This is a genomic window from Shinella sp. GW821-FHT10F02, assembly GCF_058809275.1.
The window spans coordinates 311,828-325,423 of record NZ_JBXASL010000002.1; the positions used below are offsets into that span (position 1 = coordinate 311,828).

A 13,596-nucleotide genomic window follows, 5' to 3' on the forward strand; every position below is an offset into this window, starting at 1 on the left:
GCCACACCGGTGGCCGCCTGAAAAATCTGGTTTTCATCGTTACCATCATCAAAAAGGGGAACTGAAATGCTGAATTCCAAACTGAAATATTCGCTTCTCGCCGCCGCAGCCCTCATTGCCGGCTCCGCCGGCACGGCTCAGGCCTCCTATTGCAGCGACGGCAAGACCGTCACCTTCGCGGGCATCGACTGGGAAAGCGGCGCCTTCATCACCGAAGTCATGAAGGAGATCCTGTCGAAGGGTTACGACTGCAAGGTCGATTCGATCCCCGGCAATTCCGTGACGCTCGAACAGGCGACCGCCAACAACGACGTGCAGATCTTCGCTGAAGAGTGGATCGGCCGTTCCGACGTCTGGAACAAGGCGGCTGCCGCCGGCCAGGTGAAGTCCGTCGGCAAGACCTTTGTCGGTGCTGCCGAAGGCTGGTTCGTGCCGGAATATCTGGTGAAGGGCGATGCCGAAAAGGGTATCGAGGCCAAGGCGCCGGACCTGAAGAGCGTCGAGCAGCTCTCCGACCCGAAGATCGTCGAACTGTTCCTCGACCCGGAAGAGCCCACCAAGGGCCGCTTCCTGAATTGCCCGTCGGGCTGGACCTGCGAGGGCGTCAACACCGCCAAGCTCGAAGCCTACAAGCTCGGCGAGACCTACGTGAACTTCCGCCCCGGCACCGGCACCGCGCTCGACGCCGCCATTGCCGCCGCCTATCTCCAGGGCGAGCCGATGCTGTTCTACTACTGGAGCCCGACGGCGATCATGGGCAAGTACAAGCTCATCCAGCTCGAAGAGCCCGCATACAACGACGCCTGCTGGAAGGAACTGACCACCGCCGACGGCAAGCGCGACGCCGGCTGCGCCTTCCCGTCCGTCGAGGTCGCCTATGGCGTCAACAGCACCTTTGCGGGCGAAGCGCCGGACATCATGGAAATCCTCGAAAAGGCGACCTTCCCGCTGGAAGAGGTCAATGCCAGCCTCGCCTACATGACGGACCAGAAGGTCGATGCGGTCGCGGCCGCCAAGAACTTCCTCCAGACCAAGGCCGACGTCTGGGGCGGCTGGGTTTCGGCCGACGCCAAGGCGCGCATCGAAGCTGCCGTCAAGTAATCGCAGGGCTGCGCGTCTCTTTCGGCGCGCAGCCTTTTCCCGTCAGGACAGGGGCTGACCACCGGGACGGCGGTCGGCGCGCGCGAGGATTTCATCGATGTTTCCTGAAGCTTTCCATATTTCCATTCGAGGCCCGATCAACGACTTCGTGCAGTCGCTGGTGGTCAACTACGGGTTCGTCTTCAAGGCGATCTCGCAGACGCTTCTCCAGGCAATCCTCTTCGTCGAATGGATCCTGCGCGGTCTGCCCTGGTGGGCCGTCTTCATCGTCTTCCTGGCACTCGCCTGGTTCGCGTCGAAAAAGATCTCGCTCGTCGTCACCGTCGCAGTCATGCTGTTTGCGGTCGGCGCGCTCGGCCTTTGGGACCTGACGATGCAGACGCTGGCGCTGATGCTGATCGCCAGCCTCATCTCCGTCGCCATCGGCGTTCCCATGGGCATCTGGCTGGCGAAAAGCGAGCTGATGCGGCGCATCACGCTGCCGGTGCTCGATGTCATGCAGACCATGCCGAGCTTCGTCTATCTCATTCCGGCGATCATGCTTTTCGGCCTCGGCAAGGTGCCGGCGGTGCTCGCCACCATCATCTATGCCGTGCCGCCGCTGATCCGCCTGACCGATCTCGGCATCCGCCAGGTCGACAGCGAAGTGGTGGAGGCCGCCACCGCCTTCGGCGGTAGCCCGCCGCAGATCCTCTTCGGCGTCGAGCTTCCGCTCGCCACCCCCACCATCATGGCCGGCCTCAACCAGACGATCATGATGGCGCTCTCGATGGTCGTCGTCGCCTCGATGATCGGCGCGCGCGGGCTTGGCGAACAGGTGCTGAACGGCATCCAGACGCTCGACGTCGGCAAGGGGCTGGAGGCCGGCCTCGGCATCGTCATCCTCGCGATCGTGCTGGATCGCATCACGCAGGGTTTTGGCCAATCCAGCCGGAAGGAACGCGGCAATGACTGACATCGCAATCCGCAACGTTTCCAAGATCTTCGGCGGCAACTGGAAGGCCGCGCTGGCGATGACCAAGGACGGTGCCGACAAGGGCGCCATCCTCGCCAAGACCGGGTGCAGCGTCGGCCTCGACAATGTCAGCCTCGACATTCCCGGCGGCCGCGTCTTCGTCATCATGGGGCTTTCGGGCTCCGGCAAGTCGACGCTGGTGCGCCACATCAACCGCCTGATCGAGCCGACCAGCGGCGAAATCCTCGTCGACGGCAGCAACGTGCTCGACCTCAAGGCGAAGGAACTGCGCGACTTCCGCAACCGCCGCGTCAGCATGGTGTTCCAGAACTTCGGGCTGATGCCGCACCGCACGGTCTTGCAGAACGTCGTCTACGGCCAGCGCGTGCGCGGGCTCACCAAGGCGGATGCTGCGCCCATCGGCATGAAGTGGATCGAGACAGTCGGCCTTGCGGGCTATGAGAACAAGTTCCCGCACCAGCTTTCCGGCGGAATGAAGCAGCGCGTCGGGCTTGCGCGAGCGCTGGCAGCGGATACCGACGTCATCCTGATGGACGAGGCGTTTTCCGCGCTCGACCCGCTGATCCGCGCCGACATGCAGGACCAGCTTCTCCAGCTGGAAAAGAACCTGCACAAGACCATCGTCTTCATCACGCACGATCTCGACGAGGCCTTGCGCATCGGCGCGCAGATCGCGATCCTGAAGGACGGCAAGCTGGTGCAGGTCGGCACGCCGAGTGAAATCTTGAACAGCCCGGCAAACGACTATGTCGCCCGCTTCGTGCAGCGCCGCGCCGGCGCAGGAGAAGTCCAGCATGCCTGATACGATCGTCCTCGATCGTCCGCTGACCTGGCAGGAGATCGCCGCCGTCGCCAAGGGCGCGGCGCTCTCCCTGTCGGACAACACATGGCAACGCATCGCCGCCGCGCGCGCCGTGGTCGATGCGCTCGTCGAAAAGCGCGTGCGCGGCTACGGCATCAATACCGGCGTCGGCGCGCTCTGCGATGTGATCGTGGACATCCCGCAACAGCAGGCGCTCTCGCGCAACATCCTGTTCAGCCATGCCTGCGGCGTTGGCGAACCGCTCGGCCGCGAGGAAACCCGCGCCGTGATGGCCGCGCAGATCGCCAATTTTGCGCATGGCTATTCCGGCGTGCGCGTCGAGACGGCCGAGACGCTGCTGGCGCTGCTCAATGCCGATATTCTGCCGCTCATCCCGTCCAAGGGTTCGGTCGGCTACCTCACCCACGCCGCCGCCATCGGCCTCGTGCTGATCGGCGAAGGCGAGGCACGCCACAAGGGCGAGACGATCTCCGGCCGGCAGGCGTTGGACAGGCTCGGCCGCGCGGCCCTGGTGCTTGGCGCCAAAGAAGGGCTCAGCCTCGTCAACGGTACGCCCTGCGCCACAGGCCTCGCCAGCCTTGCCCTCGTCCGCACGACGCACCTGCTCGATTGGGCGGATGCGGCGGCTGCGATGAGCTACGAGAATCTCGGCGCGCAGGCGGACCCGTTTGCCGCGGCACCGCTCGCGCTACGCACCTCGCCGGGGCTCCAGACCGTCGGGGAAAACCTGCGCCGCCTGCTTGCCGGCAGCCCGCTGCTCGCGCAATCGGCGGGCTCGCGCACGCAGGATCCGCTCAGCCTTCGCGGCGTGCCGCAGGTGCATGGCGCGGTTCGCGACAGCGTGGCTCAGATCGCCGAAGTCGTGAACCGGGAACTTGGAAGCGTTACGGACAACCCGGTCGTCACCGGCTCGCCGGAGGCGCCCGAGGTGCATTCGCAGGCCCATGCCATCGGCGCAGCGCTAGGGCTCGCCATGGACGGCCTCGCGGTTGCCGCGGCGGAACTGGCGGCCATTTCCGAGCGCCGCATCGACCGGCTGGTCAATCCGCTGGTGAGCGGCTTGCCCGCCTTCCTCGCGGAAGGCAGCGGCGTCGCCTCCGGCTTCATGATCATCCAGTACACGGCAGCAAGCCTCGTCGCGGAAAACCGGCGGCTTGCGGCGCCGGCAAGCCTTGATGGCGGCATCACCTCAGCCTTGCAGGAAGACATCCTCACCCACGCAACGCCTGCCGCGGACAAGGCGCTGGCAATCATCGCCAATCTCGAAACCGTGCTGGCGATCGAAGTCATGAGCGCCGTCCAGGCCTATGACATGCAGCCGAATGCCAGCGGCAAGGCTGCCGGCACCGCCGCGCTCTACGCGCGGATCCGCGATGCCGTCCCGGTCTATCGCGACGACCGGCCGCTGAACGGCATGGTCGCCATCCTGCGCACGCTCCTGCGCACCACCGAAGCCTGATTCGGCCGCGGGCCGGGACCGTCCCGGCTCGCTGAACGACCGCCTTCACACTCCTGATTTTCCTTGATCCGCCAGCCCTCGGCGGACCGCCCTTTGCGGGGCTTAAACGCGGTGCCCCGAGGCGCCTGCGGCGACGATTCCGAACTTCAGGCTCAGGCAAGCTCCTCGCTGTATCAGGCAATCTGCCAGAACGCGGATTTACAGTTCTTTCGTCTTCATTTTTCCAGGAATTTGCTCATGACGTCGACCGTTTCCTCCTACAGCATCGCCCAGATCAAGCAGCTCTCGGCAACGACGATCAAGGGCTGGTCGACGGAGGATGTGGCATCGCTCTCGACGGGCCAGCTCGGCGCCTTTTCCTCCGCGCAGATCGCCGCGCTGGAAACCGAGGATATAGATACCCTGAGCTCTCGCCAGCTCAGCGCCATTTCGCAGAGCGCGATCATAGGCCTGACGCTCGACCAGCTCGGCATGCTGAGCAAGGCCGACATGGAAAGCCTGACGCCGTCGCAGATCGGCGCGCTCACCACGCGACAGATGGGCGCGCTGACGGAGGACCAGGCGGAGGCGCTGACGGCCGCGCAGGTCCGCATGCTGAGCGCCGCCCAGCTCCAGGCGCTCGGCCCGGACGACATCAAGACCTTCTCGACCGAGGACATGGCCGCGATCAGCTACAAGGCCGTGCAAGGCCTGAGCGCCGCCACCATCGCCGCCCTTTCCGATGCGCAGATCGGCGCGCTGAGCCCGCTTGCGCTTGCCGGCCTGACGACGGCGCAGGCAAGCGCGCTGACGCCCGACCAGATCCGCGAACTCACCACAGCACAGGTGGCCCTGCTCAAGCCCGCGCAGATCGCGGCGCTCAGCACGGCGGCCGTCGCCGCCTTCTCCAGCACGCAGATCCCGGCGCTGAGCACCAGCGCGGTCACCGGCCTCACCTCCACGCAGATCAACGCCCTGGACGTCGACCAGATCGAGGCGTTTTCGCCCGCACAGGTCCGCGCCTTCAACGCCTTGCAGCTCGGCGCCATGGGCGCGGACGGCCTTGCCACCTTCTCGGTGCAGGATATCGCCGCAATCTCCAACCGGGCGCTCTCGGGCATCACCACCGCGGCAATCGCCGGGCTCTCGACCGAGCAGGTCGTAGCGCTGAACCCGACCGTCATCCAGGCCCTGACGGCCGCGCAGGTCGCAGCCTTCACCACCGACCAGGTCGAGGTCCTGTCGCCGGCGCAGGTGCGTGCGATGAACGCCACTCAGATCGCCGCCCTCTCCTCCGACGACGTCGCGGCGCTGTCGAGCGGCGCCATCGCCGCCATCAACGACAAGGCGATCAAGGGTCTCGGCTCCGCCGCGATCGCCGGCCTCAGGCCCGACCAGATTGCGGCGCTGACCGGCGCCCAGATCAATACGCTCGACGGAAAGCAGATCGCGGCATTCGGCGCGGAGGGCGTGACCTCGTTCACCACCGCACAGATCGCCGCTATCAACAGCAAGGCCATTTCCGGCCTGACCACCGACCAGATCGATGCCTTCGCGACCGAGCAGGTCGAAGCCCTCTCGCCGACCCAGGTGAAGGCGCTCACCGCCGCGCAACTCTCCGCGCTCGACGACATCGACATCGCGACCTTCTCGACGGCGGATATCGCCGCCCTTTCGGCAAGCGCCATCGCGGGCCTCAGCACCGCCACCATTGCCGGCCTGTCGCCCGCCCATATCGCCGCCATCAGCGCCAAGGCCATTCCCGGCCTCACCACCCAGCAGATCGCGGAACTCAGCTTCTCCCAGGCTGCGGCCCTGACGCCCTCGCAGGTCAAGGCGCTGAGCGCGCTCCAGCTCGGCGCGTTCACCCTCGATGCGCTGGAAGAATTTTCGGCCGCCGACATCGCCGCGATCCAGAACAATGCGCTGAGCGGTCTTGGCAGCGACGCGCTCGCCAACCTCACCACCGCCCAGATCGCAGCCCTCACCACCGCGCAGATCGCCGCCCTCAAGCCGGCGCAGCTTGCAGCCTTTGATACTGACCAGGTCGAGGCGCTGTCGCCGACGCAGGTCCGGGCGCTCAACGCCCTCCAGCTCGCGGCGCTGACGCCGGAGGCGCTTGCCACCTTCTCGACCGCCGACATGGCGGCGCTCACCAATCGCGGCATTTCCGGCATCAGCACGGATGCGCTGGCAGAGCTGACGACCGACCAGATCGCCGCGATGAACAGCGGCGCGCTCACCGGCCTCACCGTAGCGCAGTCGCGCGCCCTCACCATCGAGCAGGTGCAGGCACTGTCGCCGGGCCAGATCAGCGCGCTCAATGCCTCGCAGCTCTCCGCCCTCGACAGCGATGCGCTGGCCGCACTGACGCCGGCCCAGTTCGCCGCGATCAACAGCAAGGCCATCACCGGCCTCAAGAGCGACGCCATCGCCGGGCTGACGACGGAACAGATCGCCGCCCTCGGCACCGCCGTCATCGCCAGCCTCACGGCCACGCAGCTTGCAGCGCTTTCGCCTGACCAGATCGAAGCCTTCACGCCGACGCAGGTGCGCGTGCTGAGCGCCAAGCAGATCACGGCGCTCGGCGCGGACGGCATCGCGACCTTCTCCACCGCCGACATGGCGGCGATCAACACCAAGGCCATGCAGGGCATCAACTCGGCCGCCTTCGGGGAACTGACGAGCGCCCAGATCGCCGCGCTGTCGCCGACCCAGATCGCCGGCCTCGCGCCGGGCCAGATCGCCAGCATGGGCGACGACTTCTTCGCAGCGCTCAGCACGCTGCAGATCGCCTCGCTCAGCACCGCCGTCATCACCGGCCTCACCACGGCCCAGCTCGATGCGCTGAGCACCGCGCAGGTCGAGGCGCTGACGGCGCTTCAGGTCAAGGCGCTCAGCTCCACGCAGCTCGCCGCGCTCGATTCCGCCGACATCGCGACCTTCTCCACCGCGGATATCGCGGCGATCAGCACCAAGGCCATTGCCGGCCTGGAGGCGAGCCTGGTCGCCGGACTGTCGACCGCACAGATCGCGGCGCTGGACCGCAACGCGCTGTCCGGCATGACCGCGTCGCAGATCGAAGCCCTGTCGTCGTCGCAGATCGCGGCGTTCTCGACCCTCCAGATCGCCGGCCTCGGCTCCGCACAGGTCGCAGCCCTCGAAGCGGAAGACATCCAGGCGCTGTCCACCGCCCAGATCGCGGCGCTCAGCTACCGCGCCATCGCCGGCCTCAGCACGCTGACCGTCGCAGCCCTTTCGGCAAGCCAGCTCGCCGCCCTGAGCACCAACGCGGTCGCCGGCATGACGACCGGCCAGGTCGAGGCTCTCACCTCGCAGCAGGTCAGCCAGCTTTCCAGCGGCCAGGTGAAGGCTTTGACGGCAGCCCAGGTGAAGGCGCTTGCGGAGGACATCACGGCGCTTTCGCCCGCGCAGATCGAATTCCTCAACGCCGGCGCCATCAGCGGTCTCGCCTCCGACCAGGTGGCCGCGCTGTCCTCCGGCCAGATCGCCGCGCTGACGACCGCGCATATCGCCGCCCTCAATGCGGGCCAGGTTGCCGCACTGAGCAGCACCGACCTTGCCGCCCTCTCCTCGGCACAGCTCGGCGCGTTGAGCGCCCTTGGCGTTTCCGGCCTGACCTCCAGCCAGATCGCCGCGCTCAACACGGCGCAGATCGCCAATCTCACCACCAAGCAGATGGCGGCCCTCAACTCGTCGCAGATCGCAGCGCTGGGAACGGACAAGGTGGCGGTGCTGTCGACGGCTCAGATCGGCGCGCTCAATGCCGGCAGCATTGCGGGCTTCAACTCCCAGCAGCTTGCCCTGCTCACCACGGCCCAGGCCGAAGCGCTCAACAGCGCGCAGATCGGCACGCTGACCTCCGAGCAGATCAAGGAACTCGGCACCGACGACATCGCGACCTTCACGACGAAGGAAATCGCGGCGATCAGCTCCAACGCCATCAAGGGCCTGTCGGCGGCGATGATCGCCTCGCTGACGACGGCGCAGATCGCAGCGCTCAGCACCGCCGCCATCGGCGCGATGAGCGTGCAGCAGCTTGAAGCGCTGAACACCGCGCAGGCGCAGGCGCTGGGCAGCGCCCAGATCGCCGCGCTGAGCGCCACCCAGCTCGCCGCCTTCGGGCCGGATGACATCGCCACCTTCTCGACGCAGGACATCGCCGCCATCGGCTCGTCGGCGATTTCGGGCCTCTCCACCGATACGATCGCCTCGCTTTCGGCAGCCCAGGTCGCAGCATTGAGTGCAGCCGGTATCAGCGGCATGGCCGCACGGCAGGTCGCAGCCCTCAACGTCGCCCAGGCCGAGGCGCTGACCAGCACCCAGATCGGCGCGATGAGCGCCGTGCAGCTTGCGGCCTTCGCCACGGACGAGATCGCCACCTTCTCCACCCGCGAGATCGCCGCCATCGGTGCCGGCGCCATCACGGGGCTTTCCAGCGAAACGATCGCCGGCCTCTCCACGGCGCAGGTCGCAGCGCTCAGCACGGCCGCCATCGGCGGCATGGCACCGCGCCAGATCGCAGCCTTCACCAGCCAGCAGCTCGATGCGCTGACACCCGCGCAGGTCAAGGCGCTCGACGCACGCCAGATCGCATCTCTCGGCACGGAATATATCGCGGCGCTGTCCACCGCCCAGCTTGCGGCACTCAGCACTGCCGCCATCGCCGGCATGTCGACGGAACAGATCGCAGCGCTCAGCACTGCCCAAGCCGAGGCCCTGACCAGCACCCAAGTCGCAGCCCTCACCTCGCGCCAGATCGCGGCGCTTGGCATGGACGACCTCGACACGTTCTCCGTCGCCGACATGGCGGCCATCAGCTCAAGCGCCATGGCCGGCCTGTCGACGGCCATGCTCGCCTCGCTCACCACCGGCCAGATCGCCGCGCTTGGCCCGGCCGGCCTTTCCGGCATGACGAGCAGCCAGATCACGGCACTCACCAGCGAGCAGATCGGCGCCCTCACCACGGCCCAGCTCGCCGCCCTCGGCTCCAAGCAGATCGCGGCGCTCGACACGGAAGACATCGCCGCCCTGTCGCCGACGCAAATCGCGGCGTTGAGCCCCGCCGGCATCGCCGGCCTGACCTCGACCCAGATCGCCACGCTTTCGACCCTCCAGGCCGAGGCGCTGACCAGCGCCCAGGTCGCCGCGCTGAGCTCCACGCAGATCGCCGCCTTCGCGCCCGACCGGATGGAGACCTTCACGGCCGGTGAGATCGCCGCCATCTCCTCCAGCGCCGTCGCCGGCCTGTCGACGGCGACGATCGCCGCCCTCGCCACCGGCCAGATCGCCGCGCTGAATGCCGCCGGTCTCACCAGCGTGCAGATCGACGCGCTCAACACCTTCCAGCTTGAGGCGTTGACGACGGCGCAGCTCGCCGCCTTCGGCTTCACGCAGGTCGGCGCGCTCGGAACGAACGACCTTTCCGTCCTGTCACCGGCGCAGATCGCCGCGCTGAGCACCGTCGGCATCGCCGCGCTCAGCACCGCCCAGATCGCGGCCCTCTCGACCCTTCAGGCCGAGGCCCTGACCAGCACGCAGATCGCCGCGCTGAGCTCGACGCAGATCGCCGCCTTCGGCGCGGACGACCTGGAACTGTTCTCGCCGGGCGACCTTGCCGCGATCAATTCACGCGCCATTGCCGGCCTGACGACGGCCATGCTCGCCTCGCTCACCACCGGCCAGATCGCCGCTTTCAGCCCCACGGGCATATCGGGCCTGTCGAGCGACCAGATGGCGGCGCTGACCTCCGATCAGGTCGAGGCGCTGACCAGCGCACAGGTTGCAGCCCTCAGCTCGCGGCAGATCGCAGCGCTGGATGCGGGCGATATCGCGCTGTTTTCGACCGCCGACATGGCAGCGATCGGTGCCTCCGCCATCACCGGCCTGTCGCCGGCCGTGCTCGCCGGCTTCTCGGCCAGCCAGATCGCGGCGCTGAGTGCAACCGGCATCAGTGGGCTCACCACGGCCCAGGTCACGGCTCTCAGCTCCAGCCAGGTGAGCGCGCTCACCAACCAGCAGCTCGCGGCCCTCGGCTCCAAGCAGGTGGCAGCCCTCGACGTGGAAGACATCGTGGCGCTGACCCCCGGGCAGGTCGCTGCGCTGAGTGCAGGCGGGATCGCCGGCCTCACCGGGCCGCAGGCCGCCGGAATGAGCCTGGAACAGGTCGAGGCGCTGTCCGCCGGCCAGATCGGATGGCTCGGCTCGGCTGCGCTTGCCGGCCTGTCGACACAGGCGCTCGACACTTTCACGCCGGCCAAGCTGGCGGCGATCGGCGCCGACGCCATCAAGGGGGTGCCGGCGAGCTATCTCGCGACGCTCACCGAAGCCGAGATCGCGGCGCTGACGACGGCCCAGGTCGGCGGTCTCAGCAGCGCCCAGGTCGCAGCGCTCAGCACGGATCAGGTCGAAGCCTTCTCGCTCGCCCAGATCGGTGCGCTCGCCGTGCCGGGTATCGGCGGCCTCACCACCGCGCAGATGCAGACCATCTCGACCGCCGAACTGTCCGCCATCAGCGCAGCCGCGATCAAGGGCTTGTCCACGGCGGCCATCGGCTCGCTTTCCAGCGATGCGATCACCGCCCTTTCGACCGGCCAGGTCGCCGCTCTCACCTACGGGCAGATGTCGGCCTTGAGCGCCCAGCAGATCGGCGCGCTCTCGACCGCGCAGGTCGGTGCGCTGACGGCAACGCAGGCGGCGGCCTTGGGTGCGGACGACCTCGGCTCCTTCACGCCCGAGCACATCCTCGCACTGAGCTCGAACGCCATTTCGGGATTGAGCACGGCAACGCTCGCCGGACTAGGCACCGAACAGGCGAGCGCCTTTACGCCCGGCCAGCTCGCCGCGATGACCTCGGCGCAGCTCAACGCGCTGCCGCAGGGTGGCGGGGTGTAGCCGCAAGCCCAGATCATCTCGAAATCTGAGACCAGCTCGCCTACTCGATGTCCTTCAGGGCATCGAGCGGGCCGGTCAGCGCCGTGCGCGGCGGCACGAGCATCGGCGGCACCAGATGGGTGACGGCCGGCGCGCGGCTGGTGCCAAGGATTTCAAATCCCTTGGTGATCATCGCCTCGCTGTCCTGCCGGATCATGAAAACCGGAAACGGCAGGAAGGACCCGAACGGATCGTAGTCGTAACAACCGACGACGATATCGGCGAAGGTCTCGTGCGGATGCTGCGCGAGAAAGCGCATCAGGCCTTCCAGGTTGATCGAGGAATTGACGAAGAAGCCGCGCGGCAGCTTGCCGTGATCGGCGTAGAACGCCTCGAAAGCACGCGCCGTCATGCCCGGTGAATAGCCTGTCGGCCGGATGCAGGCATCGGGATCGCCGCCCAGCATCGCGCGCTTCACGTCGCGAAAACCGCGGATACGCTCGCGGCTGGCATGGTCGTCGCGGCCGCCGAACAGGTAGATCTCCTCCGGCGGCACCGGGCCGTCGGCCAGCGCCCGCTCGATGATCGCCTGCGTCAGCATGCGCGCGCCACCATAGTTGTCGCTGATGACGGACGGCGCCTTGGTGCCGGGCAGGTCGATATTGACGTGGCGCAGCCCCGCCTTCTCGCAGACGTCGTGCACGCCGTCCGGATCGGTGGCGCCGGCGATGAAAAGTTCGTCGATCGAATAGGAGATCAGCGTCTCGACCACCTGGCGCTCCTCCTCCGGATCGCGGCAGGCGCTGACGACGACCGGGCACTGGCTGCGGCTCCTCACCTCCGCCTCGAAGGACTGCGCCATCGAGGAGAAATAGCGGTTGTCATAGACCGGCAGGAGCAGGCCGACGAGGCCGGAGCGGGAGGAGCGGAGGCCGCGCGCCTGGAGGTTCGCGGTATAGCCATGGTCGACGGCAAGACCCTGGATGAGCGTCGCGGTCGCCTCCTTGATGCGCCGCTTTCGCCAGCTTCCGTTGAGAACCGCGCTGACGGTGGAAGGTGAGCTGCCCGAGAGAACCGAGAGATCGTAGATCGTCGCCTTCTTCTTTCCGGTGTCTGTCATGTCTGCCTCTTCTATCCTCATTCCCTTAGGAAGAAATCCCCCTTGACGAAAGTCCTAGCCTGACGGATATTCATTGCACCATCGATTGTGCAAAAAAGAAAGATCGATTGTGCAAGATGGTTCGCCGGAGGAGGCGGGACGGGAGGCAAGGGAGTTCCCTCGCCGTGGAGAAACCAGAAACAACCTGCCGCAAAGCCGGCCGGTCGTATTCGTTCGCAGACGCGACCATTGAGGAGGAGTGGACATGAGGAAGCTTATCGTGGCGGCTTTTGCCGCATCGCTCTCGCTTGCCGGCGCGGTGGCCGCGCTCGCGCAGGACACGCCGAAGATCGGCGTCGTCGTCAAGATCGGCGGCATTCCGTGGTTCAACGCGATGGAGGCCGGCATCAAGGAACAGGGCCAGAAACTCGGCGTCGACGCCTTCATGGTCGGCCCCACCAGTGCCGACCCGGCGCTCCAGGTGCGCGCCATCGAGGACCTGATCGCCCAGGGCGTCAAGGTCATCGGCGTGGTGCCGAACGACGCCAAGGTGCTGGAACCCGTGCTCACCAAGGCACAGGCCGCCGGCATCAAGGTCATTACCCATGAATCGCCCTCGCAGAAGGGCGCCGACTGGAACTTCGAACTCGCCTCGTCCACCGGCTTCGGCGAGGCCCATGGCAAGCTGCTCGCCGAAAAGACGGGCGGCAAGGGCGAATATGCCGTCTTCGTCGGCTCGCTGACCGTGCCGCTGCACAATGCCTGGGCGGATGCGGCCATCGCCTATATCAAGGCCAACTATCCCGAAATGACGCTGGTCGGCGAGCGCTACGGCGTGGCCGAAGACGTCGACAAGAGCCGTTCCACCGCGCTCGACCTGATCGCGGCGCACCCGAACCTCAAGGGCTTCCTTGCTTTCGGTAGCCAAGGCCCGATCGGCGCCGGCCGCGCCGTTGAAGAACGCCGCAAGACCGGCGAGATCTTCGTGCTCGGCCCGTTCTCGCCCGGCCAGGGCCAGAAGCTTATCAAGTCCGACGCCATTTCCGGCGGCTTCATGTGGAACCCGAAACAGGCCGGCGAAGTCTTCGTCACGCTTGCCGACCGCCTCATCAAGGGCGAAAGCGTCAAGGAAGGCGACGACATTCCGGGTCTCGGTGTGATCAAGCCGGTCGGCAACGACATCATTGTCGACCAGCTTCTGCCCATCAACAAGGACACGGTCGACGACCTGGCCGCCATGGGCCTCTGACAAGAGGCTCCCTCCC

7 protein-coding genes are annotated in these 13,596 nt (G+C 66.9%); 6 read left to right on the forward strand and 1 reads right to left on the reverse strand.

From position 1 onward, the window contains the following. Positions 1–66 precede the first annotated feature (66 nt). The 5 genes from AC1RWL_RS07360 (at position 67) to AC1RWL_RS07380 (ending at position 11,253) form a co-directional block, all read left to right on the forward strand. Complete coding sequence (locus AC1RWL_RS07360; RefSeq protein ID WP_493094090.1) at positions 67–1,101, forward strand: ABC transporter substrate-binding protein; 1,035 nt, start codon at positions 67–69, stop codon at positions 1,099–1,101. 97 nt (positions 1,102–1,198) lie between these two features. Beyond that, positions 1,199–2,056 (forward strand): ABC transporter permease, encoded by an 858-nt coding sequence (locus AC1RWL_RS07365; RefSeq protein WP_256116494.1) that lies wholly within the window; start codon positions 1,199–1,201, stop codon positions 2,054–2,056. Then, the gene (locus AC1RWL_RS07370; protein WP_256116493.1) at positions 2,049–2,879 is read left to right on the forward strand and encodes a quaternary amine ABC transporter ATP-binding protein; all 831 of its coding nucleotides are present in this window, start codon (positions 2,049–2,051) and stop codon (positions 2,877–2,879) included. Before AC1RWL_RS07365 ends, AC1RWL_RS07370 begins: the two co-directional genes overlap by 8 nt. Further along, positions 2,872–4,359 carry an HAL/PAL/TAL family ammonia-lyase gene (locus AC1RWL_RS07375; protein WP_493094091.1) on the forward strand — a complete coding sequence of 496 codons (1,488 nt, stop codon included), beginning with the start codon at positions 2,872–2,874 and terminating at the stop codon, positions 4,357–4,359. The genes AC1RWL_RS07370 and AC1RWL_RS07375 overlap by 8 nt, the downstream gene beginning before the upstream one ends. 237 nt (positions 4,360–4,596) lie before the next feature. Continuing rightward, entirely contained in the window at positions 4,597–11,253 is a 6,657-nt protein-coding gene (locus AC1RWL_RS07380; RefSeq protein ID WP_493094092.1) for a beta strand repeat-containing protein, read from the forward strand. Positions 11,254–11,293: 40 nt separating this feature from the next. Here AC1RWL_RS07380 and AC1RWL_RS07385 read toward each other — a convergent pair whose 3' ends face one another. Then, complete coding sequence (locus AC1RWL_RS07385) at positions 11,294–12,352, reverse strand: LacI family DNA-binding transcriptional regulator (RefSeq protein ID WP_493094093.1); 1,059 nt, start codon at positions 12,350–12,352, stop codon at positions 11,294–11,296. A 244-nt stretch (positions 12,353–12,596) separates the two neighbouring features. On the opposite strand from AC1RWL_RS07385, the gene AC1RWL_RS07390 reads away from it, so the two are divergent. Continuing rightward, positions 12,597–13,580, forward strand: a complete 984-nt coding sequence (locus AC1RWL_RS07390; RefSeq protein WP_256116487.1) for a substrate-binding domain-containing protein — start codon at positions 12,597–12,599, stop codon at positions 13,578–13,580. Positions 13,581–13,596: the final 16 nt, after the last annotated feature.

What these genes read in the sequence shown, in the direction of transcription:
- AC1RWL_RS07360 (WP_493094090.1), top strand. Translation starts at nt 67, where the DNA reads ATGCTGAATTCCAAACTGAAATATTCGCTTCTCGCCGCCGCAGCCCTC.
- AC1RWL_RS07365 (WP_256116494.1), top strand. Translation starts at nt 1,199, where the DNA reads ATGTTTCCTGAAGCTTTCCATATTTCCATTCGAGGCCCGATCAACGAC.
- AC1RWL_RS07370 (WP_256116493.1), top strand. Translation starts at nt 2,049, where the DNA reads ATGACTGACATCGCAATCCGCAACGTTTCCAAGATCTTCGGCGGCAAC.
- AC1RWL_RS07375 (WP_493094091.1), top strand. Translation starts at nt 2,872, where the DNA reads ATGCCTGATACGATCGTCCTCGATCGTCCGCTGACCTGGCAGGAGATC.
- AC1RWL_RS07380 (WP_493094092.1), top strand. Translation starts at nt 4,597, where the DNA reads ATGACGTCGACCGTTTCCTCCTACAGCATCGCCCAGATCAAGCAGCTC.
- AC1RWL_RS07385 (WP_493094093.1), bottom strand. Translation starts at nt 12,352, where the DNA reads ATGACAGACACCGGAAAGAAGAAGGCGACGATCTACGATCTCTCGGTT.
- AC1RWL_RS07390 (WP_256116487.1), top strand. Translation starts at nt 12,597, where the DNA reads ATGAGGAAGCTTATCGTGGCGGCTTTTGCCGCATCGCTCTCGCTTGCC.